Source organism: Paraburkholderia ginsengisoli NBRC 100965, assembly GCF_000739735.1.
In the GTDB taxonomy this organism is placed as follows: Bacteria; Pseudomonadota; Gammaproteobacteria; order Burkholderiales; family Burkholderiaceae; genus Paraburkholderia; species Paraburkholderia ginsengisoli.
The window spans coordinates 16305-33429 of record NZ_BBJF01000002.1 but is presented as its reverse complement, the minus strand read 5'-3'; the positions used below and the strand labels follow the sequence as shown (position 1 = coordinate 33429).

Genomic DNA, 17125 nt, shown 5'->3' with positions numbered 1-17125 from the left:
TTCCAGCGCAGCCGGCTTCACCAATCACCACGTCGCCGCTCACCGGAACGCATTGATCCGGTCACGCGTTTCCATCGCAGCCTTTGCTGCGGCTTGCGCGAAATCGTCGCCCTTGCCTGCGTAGATGATCGCCCGCGATGAGTTGATCAGCATGCCCGTGCCGTTCGCGGTGCGCCCGGCGTTGACGGTCGCCTCGACATCGCCGCCCTGTGCGCCAATGCCCGGAATCAGCAGCGGCATATCGCCGACGATCGTCCGCACCGCTTCGATCTCCTTCGGGAACGTTGCGCCGACCACCAGCGCCAGTTGCCCGCTCGCGTTCCACTTGTCCGCTGCCAGTTGCGCGACGACCTGGTACAGCGGCCGCCCGCCCGTTTCGAGGAATTGCAGATCCGAGCCGCCCGCGTTCGACGTGCGGCACAACACGATCACGCCCTTGCCTTCGTGCTCCAGATACGGCTGGATCGAATCGAAACCCATGTACGGATTCACCGTCACCGCGTCCGCCAGATAGCGCTCGAACGCCTCGCGCGCGTACTGCTCGGCGGTGCTGCCGATGTCGCCGCGCTTCGCGTCCAGAATCACCGGCAGGCCCGGATGGTTCGCGTGAATGTGGGCGATCAGCTGTTCGAGCTGGTCTTCCGCGCGATGCGCCGCGAAGTAGGCGATCTGCGGTTTGAACGACGACGCGTACGGCGCGGTCGCATCGACGATCGTGCGGCAGAACTCGAAAATCGCGTCGGGCCGGCCCGCTAGCGCGCCCGGGAATTTGCTGGGCTCGGGATCGAGGCCGACGCACAGCAGCGAGTTGGTGCGCTGCCAGGCGTCGTTGAGTGTCTGGATGAAATTGGACATGGTGGGTCTCGCGGCGAGCAGGAAAACGGAGGAGCCGCGTATTTTACCTGTCCTGCGCGGCGGCCCGCGGCCGAAACGTGTGGGGTGGGCGAGCACGTGGGGTGCAGCGGACGTAGCGGGATGCACGCGCCATACAACCGCGCCGCTTCCCGCACGCCGCCCCGCTACTGCCGCCGCGCTCCCCGCGTTCCCCGCGCGCCCGGCATCGACCGCAGTCCCGTCCGCTCGACCGTGAACCGGAACGTGCGCGTCAACCGCTCGCCGCGCCCCAATAGCGTCATGCCGTTTTCGCATGCGCCGCCGGCCAGGTTCATCGCGTTGATCGGGTGGTCGACCGGCTCGAAGCAGAAAAAGTCTTCGCCGGGCGGCGTGTACAGCACGTAGTAATCGGTGTCGGCGGCAATGTTCAGCGACAGGCGGCGCTTCGGCCACACCACCGCCGCCTGCCCGCTCCAGCCGGTGAACGCGTGATTGACGATGGTCTCCGGCAGCGGATACGCGACGCCGAATTGCCACGCGGGCGGCGCCGGCACGTGACGCACCGGCAGCCAGTCGTCGCCGGACAGCCACAGGCCGCCCGCCGCCGCCGACAACTCGGTATCCGCGTCGCGCACAAAAAACGGATGCACGCCGAGTCCGAACGGCAGTGCTTCGCGCCCGGCATTCTCGATCTCCAGCGTGACGATCAGCGTCGGCCCATCCAGCGTATACGTTTGCGTCGCGCGGAACGCGTACGGCTTGCCGTCGTGGCGATCGAGCGTCAGGCGCACGTTCTCGCGGTCCGACTCGGCCACTTCCCACGCCGACAGCCAGCCGTCGCCGTGAATCGGCAACGGTTCGTCGGCGCGATTGCGCGGCACGTCGACCCGCCGCCCCGCCACACTGAAGCGCCCGCCGCCGATCCGGTTCGAATACGGCAGCAGCGGATAGCAGGCGAGCTGATTCGGCTGCGTGTCGGTGCCGACATGGCGGCAGCGCCGGAAAATCGGCGTGAGCGCGCCGTCGTTGCGCCAGTCGAAACGGGTGACGCCGCCGCCTAGCGTCGGCGCGACGTCGAGGCGCAAATGCGCGTTGGCGAGCGTGATGCACGCGACGTCGCCGCCGCTGCTTTCGCCGACCGCCACCGCCGACGTACTCGGCCCGGCCAGCACCGGATTGGCCGCCGCGGCCAATCGCGAGCGTCGGCTCTGAGAAGTGGGGGAAGAGGAAACAAGATTCGCAACAGTCATATCTGGCTCCATCGAGAGGCTTGGGACATTGCCGTCATCGCTGACGGGTTCTGGTGGGCGCCTTTCTGGAATGGGTCGCCTCTGGGTCCGAACTGCATGCTGCCGATTTGCTGCCACTGGAATTGCGACATCACCTTCTTATTCGCTTTCAAAATCATTGCGGGCCGGTGCGGCGCCGCGCCTCGCGAACACGCGAGGCTGCGTCATTCTGCGCTAAGCGGGCGCGCCCTGGAACTCCGGCTCGGGCAAGCCGCGTCGAGCCAGCGTCGCGACGAACACGCCGCCCGCGTGAGTATCGGTCGCCAGCGCCGCGGCGTCGAGGTCCGCGCGTGCGCTCGTGATGTACAGCGTGCCGAGTTCCGGGCCGCCCAGCGCGACGCAACTGGGTTGCGCCGTCGGCACCTCGACGCGCTCGGTCTCCACGCCGTCGGGACCGTAACGCACGACGCGCGCGCCGCCCCATTGCGCGTTCCACAAACCGCCGTCGCGATCGACGGTCGAGCCGTCCGGTTCCACGCCCGCGTCGCCCACGCGGGTGAACTGGCGATCGTTGCCGACGCTGCCGTCCGCGCGATAGTCGCACGCGCGGATTTCAGGGACCTTCGAATCGCAGTAGTACATCGTCGCGCCGTCGGGACTGAACGCGATGCTGTTCGAGATCGCGGGCGCGGGCAACGGCAGGCGCTCCAGCGATAGATCATGATTGAGCCGGTAAAAGCCGCCGACCGGTTGCGCCGGCGCACCTTCGTCTTTCGTGCCGAATACGAAGCGCCCCTGACGATCGCAGCGGCCATCGTTTACGCGCGTGTTCAAGCCGGGTTCCACGTCGACGATGCGTTGCGTCTTGCCGCTCGTCAAATCGAAAAACGCCAGATGCGTCGCGAGACCGAGCAGCAGGTAGCGCGGATTCGCGCACAACGCGAACGTCGCGAGCCGCTCAGGCATGCTCCAGGAGGTGCTGGCGCCGTCGTCCGGATCGAAGCGCCACAGCCGCGCGCCTTCGATATCGGTCCAGTAGAAGCGGCCGCTTCGCGCGCACCACGTCGCGGCTTCGCCAAGCGTGCATTGCGTGTCGAGCAGCAGCGCCGCGCGCAACGCTGCGCCGGATGACGACGGCCCGGCACTCACGCCCAGCCTCCGTCAACAACGATGTCCTGCGCGGTGATCATGCGGCTGTCGTCGGCGGCGAGGAACAGCGCCATGCGCGCGAGATCGGACGGCTCCAGTTCGGCGTCGATGCACTGCCCTTCCTTGATCTGCCGGCGGCCGTTGTCGTCGAGCCACAAGCGCTTCTGCTTCTCCGTCATCACCCAGCCCGGCACCAGCGTATTGACGCGAATGTTGAAGTGCCCGAGGTCGCGCGCGAGACCGCGCGTCAAACCCTGCACCGCCGATTTCGACATCACGTACACCGGATAACCGCCGTTCTTCAACATCCAGCTGATCGAGCCGAGGTTGATGATCGAGCCGCTCTTTGCGGCCTTCATGTCTTCCATCACCGCTTGAGCCGCGAAGAACTGATGGCGGATATTCACCGCGATGCCCGCGTCGAAAAACTCGCGCGTCACGTCGCCGATCGCGTGGCGCTTGTCGTTTGCCGCGTTGTTGACCAGCACCTGAATCGGGCCGAGCGAGGCCTTCACGTCGGCGATCGCTTTTTGCAGCGCGTCGACGTCGGTCAGATCGCACGACAGGAACAGCGGCTTGTGCTTCGAATCGCCGAGTTCGTCGGCGAGCGCTTCACCCGCGCTTGCGTCGATATCGAAGAATGCGACGCGCGCGCCTTGCGCCGCGAAATGCTCGACGAACGATGCGCCGATGCCGGTCGCACCGCCCGTGATCAACACCGTGCGGTCGACGAGACTCGGATAGCGCGCGAACGCGTTGTCCGCGAGACGGGCAGTTGCATTGGCCGGAGACGACATCGTTCGATTCCTTTGAGAGCTAATGAGGTAAGTGACGGGCTCGGTCGCGGGTTCAGTCGCGCGAGCCGCGGTTCTTCAACTGGTCGAGCAGCACGGCGGCGAGCAGGATCGCGCCGCGCACGAGGTACTGATAGAACGCGTCGATGTTCATCAGGTTCATCACGTTCTCGACAGTGCCCATGATCAGCACGCCGATCACGACGCCGGAAATCGTCGCACGGCCGCCGAGCAGCGACACGCCGCCCAGCACGCACGCCGAGATCACGTTCAGCTCGAAGCCTTCAGCGGCATTCGGCTGACCCGACGTGATGCGCGACGCCAGAATCACACCGGCCAGCGCGGTCACTGCGCCCTGAATCAGGAAGATGTAGACGCGCGTGCGTTCGACATTGATGCCGGCGAGCCGCGACGCTTCCGGATTGCCGCCGATCGCGAGCGTATTGCGGCCGTACACGGTCTGGTTGAGCATCACGCCGAACACGATGAAGCACAGCAGCGTGACCCAGATCGGCAGCGACACGCCGAAAAAGCTCAAGCCGCCGAGCGCGATGAACGTATCCGACGACACGCCCACGGCCTGCCCGTGCGACACGATGAAGCCGAGGCCGCGAACGATTTCCATCGTGGCCAACGTCGTGATCAGCGCGTTGATGCGCAGATATGCGATCACCGCGCCGTTGACGAAACCGATCACCGCACCCGCAGCGACCGCCGCGATGATCGCGATGAAGGTATTGCCGGTCGCGTTGAGCACCATCGCGCACAGCACGCCGGCGAACGCGACGGTCGAGCCCACCGAGAGGTCGAAGTCGCGCGAGGCGAGACAGAACATCATCGTGCACGCGACCATGCCGATCTGCGAGATCGACAGCGCGAGACCGAGCATGTTCTCGATCGAGAAGAAGTGATCGACGGTCAGCGACATCGTGACGAACATCACGACGAAAATCACGATCAGGCTGTACTCGGTGATCTGCTGCCACCATTTCGCCTTGTCGTTGGTCTGCGGAATCAGCGCGTCGGCGGCGCTCTTGGCGGCCTGTTGCGCGAGGTTTTCTCTGGCTTGCATGTTCAATACTCCTCCCGTATCCCCACGGGTTGCCGGACTTGCGTCCAATAAGGTTCAGGCCGCCTGCTGGGTGGCGGCGTCGGTTCCAGTGTCGGTTCCGGGCAGCGCGGTCGAGCTTTGCGGCAACGCGAGGCTCAACACCGATTGTTCCGTTGCATCCTGACGCGCGAGCTCGCCGGAAATCCGGCCCTGGCGCATCACGACGATGCGGTCGGACACGCCGAGCACTTCCGGCAATTCCGACGAGATCATCACGATCGCGCAGCCGCGTTCGGCCAGCTGATGGATCACGTTGTAGATTTCATGCTTCGCGCCGACGTCGATGCCGCGTGTCGGCTCGTCGAGAATCACGACCTTCAGATCGGGCTCGGCGAGCCAGCGCGACAGAATTGCCTTCTGCTGATTGCCCCCCGACAGGAAGCGGATTTTCTGGCGGCGGCTCGGCGTCTTGATCTTCAGCAGCTTGATGAAACGGTCCGCGGTTTCCGCTTCCTTCTTGCGATCGAGGAACATCCCCGCGCGCAGATAGTGCCGGCGGCAACTGATATTGATGTTCTCCGACACCGTCGCCATCGCGACGATGCCCTCTTCCTTGCGGTCTTCCGGACACAGCACGATGCCGTGCCGAATCGCTTCGCCCGCGCTGCGCACCTTGATCGGCTTGCCGTCGAGCAGCAGTTCGCCGCCCTTCTTGTGATCGGCGCCGTACACGAGATGCATCAGCTCGCTGCGGCCCGCGCCCACCAGCCCGAAGAAGCCGACGATCTCGCCGCGCCGCACTTCGAAGCTCGCCGGCTGCGTGAGCGCATGGCCTTCGATCGCTTTCGCCGCGAAGCGCACTTCGCCGAGCGGTCGCGCCGAATAGTTGTAGATGTCCGAAATTTCACGCCCCACCATCTCGCTGACGATGGTGTCGCGCGACACGCCTTCGAGTGTCGGATGCGACGCGATCTTGCGGCCGTCGCGGAAGATCGTGCAGGCGTCGCACAACTCGTAGATCTCGTCCATCCGGTGCGAGATGTAGATCATCGCGCGATTGTCGGCGCGCAGGTCGCGCACCAGCTTGAACAGCACCTCGGTCTCGCGATGCGACAGCGAACTGGTCGGCTCGTCGAGCGCGATCACGCGCGCGTTGCGCAGCAGCGCCTTGCAGATTTCGACCATCTGCCGTTGCGCGATCGAAAGCTTGCGCAGCTTCGCGTTCGGATCGAGCGCCACGCCCATCGCTTCGAGGCGTTCGCGCACGAAGCGCTTGGCTTCGCGCTTGTTGACCCAGCCGAGCGAGTTCGGCAGTTGGCCGAGCAGCAGGTTTTCCGCGACCGTGAGATCGGGCACGTATTGCAGCTCCTGGTGAATCACCGCGATGCCCGCCGCGATCGACGAAGCCGCGCTCGAAAAGCGCACCTCGTTGCCGTCGATCAGCACGCGGCCCGAGTCGGGTTGATATTCACCGCCGAGTATCTTCAGCAGGGTCGATTTCCCTGCGCCGTTTTCGCCCATCAGGCCGTGAACCTGGCCGACGTTGACGTCGAAGGACACACCGTCGAGCGCACGCACGCCTGGAAAGACTTTGCCGATATTGTCAAAACGTAGCGTCGCTGACACTTCGCCTCCTCTGTCGACCGGAGTCAGTGCTTCAGCACTCACGCCGGTCCCATGCAATGTAGTTGCTGCTTCATGTGAACCGTGCTTCTCGCCTGGCCGCGTGATTGCGTGGTGCGTACTACGCAGTCATGGGCCGGCGCAAAACATCGCCTGTCTCTACTTTTCTATTGCTGCCACCGGCGCGCCATGTTTCGACCATGACGCGCCGGCAGTTCACTTCATGTCAAAGCGTGCTGAATCGCGAACGCTCAGTTCGACGCCAGCCCCATCTTCTGACGCACGTCGCTGACGTTCTCACGCGTGGCCAGCATGCCGGTCGTCAGCGTGAGTGCCGGCGGTTCCTTGCCTTGCGTGATCCAGTCGTACATCAGCGTCGAGGTTTCTTCGCCGTGGCGCTTCGGGCTGATGATGACCGTGCCGTAGAAGCCCGTCGGCGTCGGCTTCTTGAATTCGTTCAATGCCGAGTCCGAACCGCCGATGCCGATACCGATCATGTTGTCGGCCTTGAAGCCGCGGCCTTCCGCTGCGCGCACCGCACCGAGCACGCCTTCGTCGTTCAGCGCGTAAGCCACCCAGTGCTTGAACTGCGGGTTCTTCGTCAGCGCGATGTTGGCGGCGTTGAACGCGTTTTCCGTATCGGTCTTCGCTTGCGGCGCAGCGATGATGTTCGCCTTCGGGAAGCCCGCGGCCACCAGTGCGTCGGTCGCGCCGCTGGTGCGGTCATGCGCGGTCGGCAGCTGTTCATAAGTCACGTCGATCGCGCCGACGTCCTTCATGTCCCAGCCACGCTTCTTGATTTCCGCAGCCAGACCGTCGCCGACCTGCTTGCCGATGTTGTACGCCGAGATGCCCATATGCGGCACCGATGCGATCGGCTTGCCCGCGCCGTCGACGAGGCGGTCGTCGACCGTCATCATCTTCAGCTTGTCGGCCTTCGCCTTCGCGACGATGCCCGGTCCGAGCTTGACGTCCGGCGTGCAGATCACGAAGCCTTGCGCCTTCTGTGCGGACAGGTTGTCGATTGCGCTCATCACCTTCTCGCCCGACGGCGCGCCGATCTTCACCAGCGTGAAGCCCTTTTCCTTCGCGGCGATTTCCGCGAACTTCCATTCGTCCTGGAACCAGGGTTCTTCCGGCTGCTTCACGAGGAAGCCGATCTTGACCGGGTCGGCCGCTTGCGCAACCGGCGCGTTGAAGAGCACACCCGTCGCCGCTGCTGCCAGCGTGAGGAAAATTCTACGTTTCATGATGCGTGTCTCCTGACTAATTGATAACGAGAAGGTATCGGCCGCGTCTTCTTGTACCGGTGATGACACACGCGGCCAGCGCGTCGTCCGGTGTACTCTTGCGCCCCTGCGCAAACTCCGTGCTGCAAAAATCAGTCGTGGTACAGCGCCGAGCGGCCGCCATCCACGGTGATGCAACTGGCGTTGATGAACGGCGCCTCGTCCGATGCGAGGAACACCGCGGTCATCGCCACTTCTTCCGGGCGGCCGATGCGCTTCATCGGCGGCAGTTGCAGCGTCGCCAGCCGCGCGGCCTCGGGATCGGGCTGCTCGTTCCACCAGTCGTGCGTCAATTGCGTTTCGATGTAGCCCGGCGCAATCGCGTTCACGCGCACGTTGCGCGGCGCGTATTCGATGCCGAGCGCGCGCGTCAAACCGATCACGCCGTGCTTCGCGACCGGGTACGGAAAGCAGCCCGGAATGATCTTGAACGCGTGCGTCGACGCGATGTTGATAATGCTGCCCGCGCCACGTTCGACCATGCCCGGCAACACCGCGCGGCAACCGTTCCACACGCCGTCGAGATCGACCGCGAAACAGCGGCGCCAGTCGTCGTCGGTCATCGTCAGCGGATCGCAGAACACGTTGATGCCCGCGTTGTTCACCAATACGTCGATCGCGCCGAACGCCTGCTCGCCCTCGCTGACCGCGTGCTGCACCGACGCCGATTGCGTGACGTCCGTGCGTACCGCGAGCACGCGCGCGCCGGTTTGCGCCTTGATGTGCTCGGCCGTCTGCTGCGCGGTGTCGATATCCAGTTCCGCGAGCACGACCGATGCTCCTTCGCGTGCGAACGCGAGCGCGATCGCCGCGCCGATGCCGCGCCCCGCGCCGGTCACCAAGGCGGCTTTGCCGGCGAGCCGTTTCATTTCTTGGCGCCCGCGCGAGCGATGCGCAAGCCGTTGATGAACGCCTTCGCATGCGACGCGGTCACGGCCGCGCTCTGACCCGGCTTGTACAACGCCGAACCGAGGCCGAAGCCGTTCGCGCCCGCGCTCAGGAACGGGCCCATGTTGTCCGGCGTGATGCCGCCGACCGGCACCAGCGGCACCTGCGCCGCAATCACCGCACGCCACGCCTTCACGATGTGGCAGCCGAGCTGTTCGGCGGGAAACATCTTCAGCACGTCCGCGCCGTTCTTCAGCGCGATAAACGCTTCCGTCGGCGTAGCGACGCCAGGCGCGCACGCAAGTCCTTGTGCTTTCGCGGCGATGACGACTTCCGGATCGCTGTGCGGCATCACGACCAGTTCGCCGCCCGCCGACTTCACGTCGTTGACAAAGCCCGGATGCAGCACCGTGCCCGCGCCGACGATCGCGTCGGCCGGCAACACCTTGCGGATTGCGGCGATGCTGTCGAACGGCTGCGGCGAATTCAACGGCACTTCGACGATGCGAAAGCCCGCCTCGTACAGCGCCTGACCGTGATCGGCGGCATCGGCGGGCGTCACGCCGCGCATGATCGCGATCAGCGGACAGACTTCGAACGCCGCGATCAAACCCGCGTGCGGCATGTACGGTGCGGGCAGATTGATGTGAGGTTGCATGTCGGTTCCTTGTTTCGTGAGGGGCGCTGTGACGGCTTGACCCGCCGCCTAGCCGGCGCGCGCCGCGTGGGCGGCCGGATTGACGAGCCCCGCCTGCGACGCGACGCGCCACAAGCCGCGCTCGGTCGCGTGCTTCACCAGCTCCACCTGGGTGCAGCCGAATTGCGCGAGCGCGAGTCGATACCGCTCGCACAACGCTTCATTGCCGATCAGCCGCAGGCGCTGCGCGGCGAGCGAGCTTTGCTGTTGCGTCAGCACGGCGTCGAGGCCCGCCAGTTCGTGGCCGATCAGCAGACCCGACAGATAGTCGGGTTGCTTGTCGCCCGCCAGTTGTCCGGTGAGGCCGAGGGTGCGCGCGCTGAACACGGTCGCGAGCATGCCCGCCTGGCCTTTTTCGCGCGCGATGCTCACGCCGCGCAGGAATGCTTCGGTATCCGGACGATCCGGCGTGACCATCGTGCGACCGAGGATCGTGTGCTCGCGCAGCGCGGCGAACACCTCGCCGGTCATGAACGTATGAAAACGTTCGATGCGCCCCGCCTGCACGACCACCCATTTCGCGTGCGTGCCGGGCAAGCCGATCAACGCGCGCTTACCGCTTTCCGCGACACTGGCGGCGTTCGCGTCCTGGCTGAGCGCGCCGAAAATCTGCGTTTCTTCGCCGCGCATCACGTTGGGCAGTTCGCCGCGTTGCAGAACGCCCGGCACGATGTGCAGCGTCGCGCCGCAAGCCGCCTGCACGCGGACGAGGCCGCTCACCAGCGCATCGGCGCTCGCCGGTGCGTCGACATACGGCGCTTCGAGCCAGCCCTGCGCGCTGCCGACCATGCCCGCCGCGATCACCGGCAACGTGCCCGTCTGGGCGAGCCACGCGCCGCACACGTCGTCGAAAGCGGCGTCGAAGCCGCCCTGCTCCGCGCTGCGCGGCAGATTCATGATGCCGGCTAGCGACGCGCGCGTCGCCAGCACCTGGCCATCGGCATCGTAGAGATAGGCGCGCAGTGAGCTGGTGCCCCAGTCGAGCGCGATCAGTGCGGCGTGCGCGAAATCGATGTCGGCGGCGTCGGCGACGCCTGCCGCCGGATGGCTGCCTGCCGGAGTGAGAGAACCCGCCTGTTTCATCGCTTGATCCTGCGGGTGGTCGGTTGCGGAGCGCGCCAACCGAGTTCTTCCGAGATCGCGCGCGCTTCGCGCTGCACGACGGGAATCAGTTCGTCCATGCGTTCGAGCGGCATGTACGGAATCGTGCTCGCCACCGACAGCGCCGCCACCACCGCGCCCGACGCATCGCGCACCGGGGCGGCGACGCAACGGATCGCCGCTTCGTTCTCTTCGAGGTCGAACGTGTAGCCGCCGGCCGCGTAGTTGGCCATGCGCTGCATGAAGGTCGGCGCGTCGGGGCGGTTGTCCGGCTTGAACGAAACGCTGGCAAGCGCGCGGCGCGATGCGTCGAACAGCGACTGCCAGATGTCGGGCGTGAGGTCGAGCATCATCGCCTTGCCGATCCCCGTCGACGCCAGCGGCATACGGTGCCCGACGCGCGAACGCATTTCGAGGCCACGGGTGCCGGGAATCTTGTCGATGTACAGCACGTCGTCGCCGTCGCGCACACCGAGGTGGATCGTGTCGAGCGTCTGTTCGGCGAGCGATTCGAGATGCGGACGGGCGACGGCGGTGAGCGGCATCTGTTCGAGCGCGATGGTGCCGAGTTCGATCAATTTCGGACCCAGCAGATAGCCGCCCTGCACCTGACGTAGATAGCGCGCCTGCACGAGGCTGCTCACGAGGCGATGCGTGGTGCTGCGAGTCGTGCCGAGCGCGGCGCCGAAAGTGCGCAGATCGCGCACGCCGGCGGCGGCGGCTTCGAGAATCGCCAGGCCGCGCAACAGCGTTTGCGTGCCGGCTTGTTGCGGCGTGATGTCCAGCAGCGTGCTGGGCACGGCGATTCCGTTGACGGCGGCCGGTTGCGCGCTGGCGCGCGGCGCCTTGGCGGCCGAGGCCGCCAGCGGTGCGGCGCTGCCCGCGTGATCGGCTTCGGACGCGTTCGCGGCGTGAGTGGGCATCGCTTTGTTCATGGCGATTGGCGTTGGATGGTGTGTGCGCTTACAGCGCGGGGCCGGAGGAAAAGCCTGAAATACGCGCGATGCGGCGGGCGCAGAGGTGCTGCCTTGGGCTGGTAGGCATGGTTGGCCTTGTCTCCGATTTTTTTTGCTATCGCTGTTTGCGCGGCCGGATTGCTGAGGGGCTTTTCGGCTCACGTTGCGTGTTGGGTTGGATTGTAGGAGCATTTTTGAGAAATCACCAATATGTGAATGTTGGATTCAGATAATGGGATTTAATGAAATTGGACCGACCAGGACAGACGCGGAGGCTTGCTGCGCGAGTTTGGGCGCGCATAAAAAAAGCCCGCGGAAGGCGGGCTCGAATCTTGGACTTCACTGCGTCGCGCTACGTCGCAAACCGCTTGGCCACCTCACTCCGCCGATAAAGAATCAACGTCGCAACGAGCCCGCAGGCCGCCGCAAAACTCAGCCAGTATCCCGGCGCGGCGCGATCGCCGGTCATCTGGATCAGATAGGTCGACACCGCCGGCGTAAAGCCGCCGAAGATCGCCGTCGCGAGACTGAACGCGAGCGAGAAGCCGGCCACGCGCACGTTCTCCGGCATCACTTCGGTCAGCGCGGCCACCATCGCGCCGTTATACATGCCGAAGAAGAACGAAAACCACAGCAGCACGAGCAGCATGCGGCCGAAGCTCGGCGCCGACGCCAGCCACCACAGTGCCGGATACGCGGTCAGTAGCGCCAGCACGGTAATCGCGATCAGGATCGGCCGGCGTCCGATGCGATCGGACAGCGCGCCGCCCACCGGCAGCCAGAAGAAATTGCCAATGCCGACGCACAGCGTGACGATCAGACTGTCGGCGGTGGTGAGCTTCAGCACGCTCTTGCCGAAGGTCGGCGTGTAGACGGTGATCAGGTAGAACGTGGTGGTGGTCATCGCCACCAGCAGCATGCCCGCGAACACGATCTTCCAGTTCTGCAACAGTGTGCCGAAGACTTCACGCGAGCTGGGACGATGCCGCTGCGCCTTGAACTGCTCCGTCTCCTCCAGCGAGCGGCGCAGCAGGAACAACAGCGGCACGATCGCGCAGCCGATAAAGAAAGGAATCCGCCAGCCCCATGCGCCGATTGCCTCGGGCGTCATCCAGTGATTGAGGCCGTAGCCGAGCGCCGCCGCAATCACGATCGCGACCTGCTGACTCGCCGATTGCCAGCTCGTATAGAAGCCTTTGCGGCCCGGCGTCGCGATCTCGGCGAGATAGACGGACACGCCGCCCAGTTCGGCGCCGGCGGAGAAGCCCTGCAACAGCCGCCCGAGCAGCACGAGCCCCGGCGCCAGCAGACCGATCGACGCGTAACCCGGCACACAGCCGATCAGGATCGTGCCGCTCGCCATGATCGACAGCGTCACGATCAAACCTTTGCGACGTCCCACCCGGTCGATGTACGCCCCGAGGAAAATCGCGCCGAGCGGCCGCATCAGGAAGCCCGCGCCGAACACCGCGAACGTGAGCATCAGCGACGCGAACTCGCTGCTCGTCGGGAAGAACACCTTCGAAATGGACGGCGCGTAAAAGCCGAACAGAAAGAAGTCGAACTGCTCCAGAAAGTTGCCGCTGGTCACGCGCAACACCGCGCCGACTTTCGACACGCGTGAGGTGGCCGCGTCCTTCGCGATCGGGGTTGTGGGGTTCATGATCAAGGTCTCCGTTGTATTGTCTTTACGATGCTGGCGACGCTGCCGTGTCTAGTCGGCGCCGGCTTGCAGACCACTGCCGCGGCGCTTTTCGATCGCGGACTTGAGCAGCGCGGCGCTGCGATAAATGCCGTGCGCGAATTTGCCGTAAGGCAGCGTCGCGAACAGTCCCACCACCACGCCCAGATGCGTCGCGAGCAGCGCGGGCATTGCCGGCGTGTCGCGGCCGGCGAGGAGCGCAAGTCCGGTGGTGCTCGTCAGCAACAGCAGCGCGATGAAACCGCGATCCATCGGACGCTGCTTCGCGTCGCCGCGCGCGCGGTCGCGCCGCAGGTTCAGCCACAGCAGACCGGCCGGTCCGATCAACAGACCGAGACCGCCCAGCGTGCCCAGCACGACCGGCACACTCAGCATCGGGTAAGGCGCCTCTTCGCCGAGCACGTAGTGATACAGCGTCGCCACCACCGTCGCGGCGAAGCACAGCATGAAGCCGTAGAACGTGAAGTGATGAAAGCGCCGGCGCGCGAGCGTGAAGCGGTCGTCGGCTTCGTTGCAGCCGTCGCCGTGACCGCCGTCGAGATAGGTAAGGCCCAGCACATTGCGGGTCGCCTCGACGATCGCCGGCGCCGACGCCGTGCCCGCCGACACGTCGCGCCAGAATCGCGTCACGCCGATGCCCAACGCGAGCGCCGCGAACCCGAACACCGCACCGAAGATCAGCGCGAGCAGGTTATGCGGGAAGATCGCGTAGAAGCCGGATGCCTGTGCGGATGCCTGCGCGCCCGGGCGGTAGTCGAACAGCGAGCCCGCGAGCGCGGTGCCGAGCAGCAGGAACAGCGCGAGGCCCGCCGCCAGCGCCAGCGACACGGTCAAGCCGTTGCGTTTGTACAGCGCGCCCATCACCGGCGGCCATGCGTATTCGGTGTAGGTTTCGAGCCGGACTTTCGCCATCGCCTGCGGCACGTTCACCGCGAATTCGTGCGGCGGTGCGTACTGGCACGCGTGATAGCACGCGCCGCAGTTGTGGCACAGGTTGGCGAGGTAGTTCACGTCCGCCTTGCCGAATTCGAGGCGACGGGTCATCGCCGGGAATACCGCGCAGAAACCTTCGCAGTAGCGGCACGCGTTGCAGATCTGCATCTGCCGCGCGACTTCGGTTTCATTGCGGGTCAGCGGAACGATCGGGATGACTTTCGACCGGGGATCGCGCGCGGAAGAATGACCGGCGCCGCCGGGCGAGTCGGCCAGTTGCTGCGCTTCACGCGCGAGCGCTTCAATTTTCTGCACTGAGTACTCCCGATGATTCGCGTGCGGTTCGAGCCGCGTATTCGATTTGCGACGCTTGCGCCGTCGGCGTGGCCTGCGCGGCCCTCGCCGCCTCGGTGCCGGCGATACGCCCGAACGCCGTGCCGATCGACATGCCGACCCCAGCCGTATAGCCCTTGCCGAGCACGTTGCCGGCCATCATCTCGCCCGCGACGAACAGGTTCTCGCTCGGCTGGCCGCCGAAATGGACCTGCGCGCGATCGTTGACCTTCAGCCCCAGGTAAGTGAACGTGATGCCGGGCTTGAGCGCATAGCCATAGAAAGGCGGCGTGTCGATGGGCCTGGCCCAGTGGGTTTTCGGCGGCACGAGTTGCTCGGTGTGGCAGTCGTCGAGCGCGGTGTGGTCGAACGTGCCAACGCGACATGCGTCGTTGTACTCGGTGACGGTCCGCACGAACGCCGCTTCCGGCAGACCGAGCTGACGCGCCAGTCCGTCCAGCGTGTCGGATTTCTCACCTGGAAACACCGGCGGCATGAAGCGGCCGATCGCCTTCGAGTCGATGATCGAGTAGCCGGTCTGGCCAGGCTGCTGCGCGACGAGGCGTCCCCAGATCGCGTAACGCTTCGGCCAGAAGTCCTCGCCCTCGTCGTAGAACCGCTCGGCGTCGCGATTGACCACCACGCCCAGCGACACGCAGTCGATCCGCGTGCAGATGCCGCCGTCGTAGAGCGGTGCGCGCGCGTCGATCGCGACGCAATGCGATTGCGACGGGTCGCCGATCGCATCCGCGCCCGCGTCGATCATGTACTTCAGCAACACGCCTTTGTTAAAGCGGGTGCCGCGAATCAGGAAGTTATCGGCCGGCCATTCGCCGCGCTCATTCTGCCCCCAGGCCTCCCTGAGCCATTCGCGGTTGGATTCGAAGCCGCCCGCCGCGAGTACACACGCACGCGCCTCGAAACGGCGTTCGCCACTGCGGGCCGCGACGAAGCGGTCGCCGTCCAGTTCAATCGTGTCGACGGGGGTGTCGTAGAGAACCTGCACGCCGAGCGCTTCGGCGCTGCGGTAGTACGCATTGACGAGCGCCTTGCCACCGCCCATGAAAAACGCGTTGGTGCGCGCGACGTGCAGCGCGCCGGACAGCGGCGGCTGGAATCGCACGCCGTGTTTGCGCATCCACGGCCGGCAGGTTGCCGACGCGCGGATCACGAGACGCGCGAGATGTTCGTTCGTGATGCCGCCGGTCACCTTCAACAGGTCGCGCCAGTACTCTTCTTCCGGGTAGGCTTCGACGAGCACGTCTTGCGGTGCATCGTGCATGCAGCGCAAGTTGCGGGTGTGTTGTGAGTTGCCGCCGCGCCATTCGCGCGGGGCCGATTCGAGAAGCAGCACCGACGCGCCCGCTTCGCGCGCCATCAGCGCGGCGCATAGCGCGGCGTTGCCTCCTCCGATTACAAGTACATCGACCATCTAGCTTGCCTCCTGTGGATCGGAGTTGGCGCTTTGGCGCGTCTCCGATCCATGCAACGTAATTGCTGTCGAGGCGAACTGTAGTCAGCGGCGGCGATCGCCGCCATCAGCAAACGGGCTAGAGGTCTTCAGTTTTTGTGAATGGTCGGCTTATCTGAGCTTCGCACCGGGCCAGCGGCCCTCGCTCACCAAAGTGCGCGCAACGTCCGCGAGCACGACGCGGGCCGCCAGCGCGGCCGGCGATAGTTCGTCGTCGGACACGCTGACCAGCAGATTCGCGCGCACCGCATCCGTATCCGCGATGCGGCTGCTGGCGAGCGTCGCGTTCTCCGAACGGGCGAGCGCCGCGCCGGGCTGGATGGTCGCGCCTAACCCGCCGCGCACCGCATCCATCAGCATCGCGAGGCCGTCGGCCTCGGCGGCGACATGCGGCTCGTACCTCGCGCGTTTGAACGCGGTGGTCAATAACGCGCGCAAGCCGTGCGAGCCGCTCGGCAGGATCAGCGGCAGCTTGCCGAGCTTCGACAACCGCACTTCGCGTTGCGTCGGCATGCCGGGCAGGTCGCGCGGACCGATCACGAAGAGCCGCTCGTCGAGCAGCGGCATCACGCTCCAGCGTTGCGTGGGCGCTTCCTGAAACAGGATGGCGAGGTCGATGGTGCGCGCGCCAAGCATCGACGCCAGATAGCCGGACAAGCTTTCCACCATGCGCAGCCGAATGTCCGGATAGCGTTCGCGCATCGCCCGCATGAACGGCAGGCCGAGCACGCCGGTGGTGCTCGGCGGCAATCCAACGCTGACGTGTCCCGAGAGACGCGCGTCGCGCGCGGCGAGCGCCGCGTCGTCGATATGGCGCAGCGCCAGTTGCGCCTGGCGCCAGAACGCGAGCCCGGCATCGGTCGGCACGACGCCGCTCGACGTACGTTGCAGCAGACGGGTCGACAGCTCGCTTTCGAGCCGTCCGATCTGCTGGCTCAACGCCGACGTGACGACGCCCAGTTCGAGCGCCGCCTTGCCCATGCTGCCGTGTTCGATCACGCTGATGAAGTAACGTAGCTGCCGCAGTTCCATCGGAATTTCCCGCGAGGCCACGCACGCACGCGATTGCGCCGCG

The 17125-nt window shown here is 65.5% G+C and carries 15 protein-coding genes; all 15 read right to left on the bottom strand.

Going from position 1 to position 17125, the window contains the following annotated elements:
- Positions 1–39 precede the first annotated feature (39 nt).
- The 15 genes from pyrF to BGI01S_RS00355 all read right to left on the bottom strand — a co-directional run bounded on the left by pyrF (position 40) and on the right by BGI01S_RS00355 (position 17082).
- A complete protein-coding gene (gene pyrF, locus BGI01S_RS00425) occupies positions 40–855 on the bottom strand; it encodes an orotidine-5'-phosphate decarboxylase (protein WP_042320918.1) in 816 nt (271 codons plus the stop codon).
- Positions 856–1019: 164 nt separating this feature from the next.
- Complete coding sequence (locus BGI01S_RS00420; RefSeq protein ID WP_042320915.1) at positions 1020–2084, bottom strand: aldose 1-epimerase; 1065 nt, start codon at positions 2082–2084, stop codon at positions 1020–1022.
- 213 nt (positions 2085–2297) lie between these two features.
- Positions 2298–3212 carry an SMP-30/gluconolactonase/LRE family protein gene (locus BGI01S_RS00415; protein WP_042320913.1) on the bottom strand — a complete coding sequence of 305 codons (915 nt, stop codon included), beginning with the start codon at positions 3210–3212 and terminating at the stop codon, positions 2298–2300.
- Entirely contained in the window at positions 3209–4009 is an 801-nt protein-coding gene (locus BGI01S_RS00410) for an SDR family NAD(P)-dependent oxidoreductase (protein ID WP_042320910.1), read from the bottom strand. The genes BGI01S_RS00415 and BGI01S_RS00410 overlap by 4 nt, the downstream gene beginning before the upstream one ends.
- 52 nt (positions 4010–4061) lie before the next feature.
- On the bottom strand, positions 4062–5078 hold the full coding sequence (gene araH / locus BGI01S_RS00405; protein ID WP_042320907.1) for an L-arabinose ABC transporter permease AraH: 1017 nt from the start codon (positions 5076–5078) through the stop codon (positions 4062–4064).
- A gap of 54 nt (positions 5079–5132) precedes the next feature.
- Positions 5133–6683 (bottom strand): L-arabinose ABC transporter ATP-binding protein AraG, encoded by a 1551-nt coding sequence (araG, locus tag BGI01S_RS00400; RefSeq protein WP_042320905.1) that lies wholly within the window; start codon positions 6681–6683, stop codon positions 5133–5135.
- Between the two features lie 248 nt (positions 6684–6931).
- Entirely contained in the window at positions 6932–7930 is a 999-nt protein-coding gene (locus BGI01S_RS00395) for an arabinose ABC transporter substrate-binding protein (RefSeq protein WP_042320903.1), read from the bottom strand.
- Positions 7931–8061: 131 nt separating this feature from the next.
- The gene (locus BGI01S_RS00390) at positions 8062–8838 is read right to left on the bottom strand and encodes an SDR family oxidoreductase (RefSeq protein WP_042320901.1); all 777 of its coding nucleotides are present in this window, start codon (positions 8836–8838) and stop codon (positions 8062–8064) included.
- Positions 8835–9515 (bottom strand): 2-dehydro-3-deoxy-6-phosphogalactonate aldolase, encoded by a 681-nt coding sequence (locus BGI01S_RS00385; RefSeq protein WP_042320898.1) that lies wholly within the window; start codon positions 9513–9515, stop codon positions 8835–8837. Before BGI01S_RS00385 ends, BGI01S_RS00390 begins: the two co-directional genes overlap by 4 nt.
- Positions 9516–9563: 48 nt before the next feature.
- Positions 9564–10637, bottom strand: coding sequence for a 2-dehydro-3-deoxygalactonokinase (locus tag BGI01S_RS00380; protein WP_042320896.1), 1074 nt, complete (start codon positions 10635–10637; stop codon positions 9564–9566).
- The gene (locus BGI01S_RS00375; RefSeq protein WP_042320890.1) at positions 10634–11590 is read right to left on the bottom strand and encodes an IclR family transcriptional regulator; all 957 of its coding nucleotides are present in this window, start codon (positions 11588–11590) and stop codon (positions 10634–10636) included. The genes BGI01S_RS00380 and BGI01S_RS00375 overlap by 4 nt, the downstream gene beginning before the upstream one ends.
- 373 nt (positions 11591–11963) lie before the next feature.
- Positions 11964–13274, bottom strand: a complete 1311-nt coding sequence (gene tcuC, locus BGI01S_RS00370) for an MFS transporter (RefSeq protein WP_042320887.1) — start codon at positions 13272–13274, stop codon at positions 11964–11966.
- Between the two features lie 51 nt (positions 13275–13325).
- On the bottom strand, positions 13326–14561 hold the full coding sequence (tcuB, locus tag BGI01S_RS00365) for a tricarballylate utilization 4Fe-4S protein TcuB (RefSeq protein ID WP_042320885.1): 1236 nt from the start codon (positions 14559–14561) through the stop codon (positions 13326–13328).
- A complete protein-coding gene (gene tcuA, locus BGI01S_RS00360; protein ID WP_042320882.1) occupies positions 14548–16011 on the bottom strand; it encodes an FAD-dependent tricarballylate dehydrogenase TcuA in 1464 nt (487 codons plus the stop codon). Before tcuA ends, tcuB begins: the two co-directional genes overlap by 14 nt.
- A gap of 150 nt (positions 16012–16161) precedes the next feature.
- Entirely contained in the window at positions 16162–17082 is a 921-nt protein-coding gene (locus BGI01S_RS00355; RefSeq protein WP_042320879.1) for a LysR family transcriptional regulator, read from the bottom strand.
- Positions 17083–17125 lie beyond the last annotated feature (43 nt).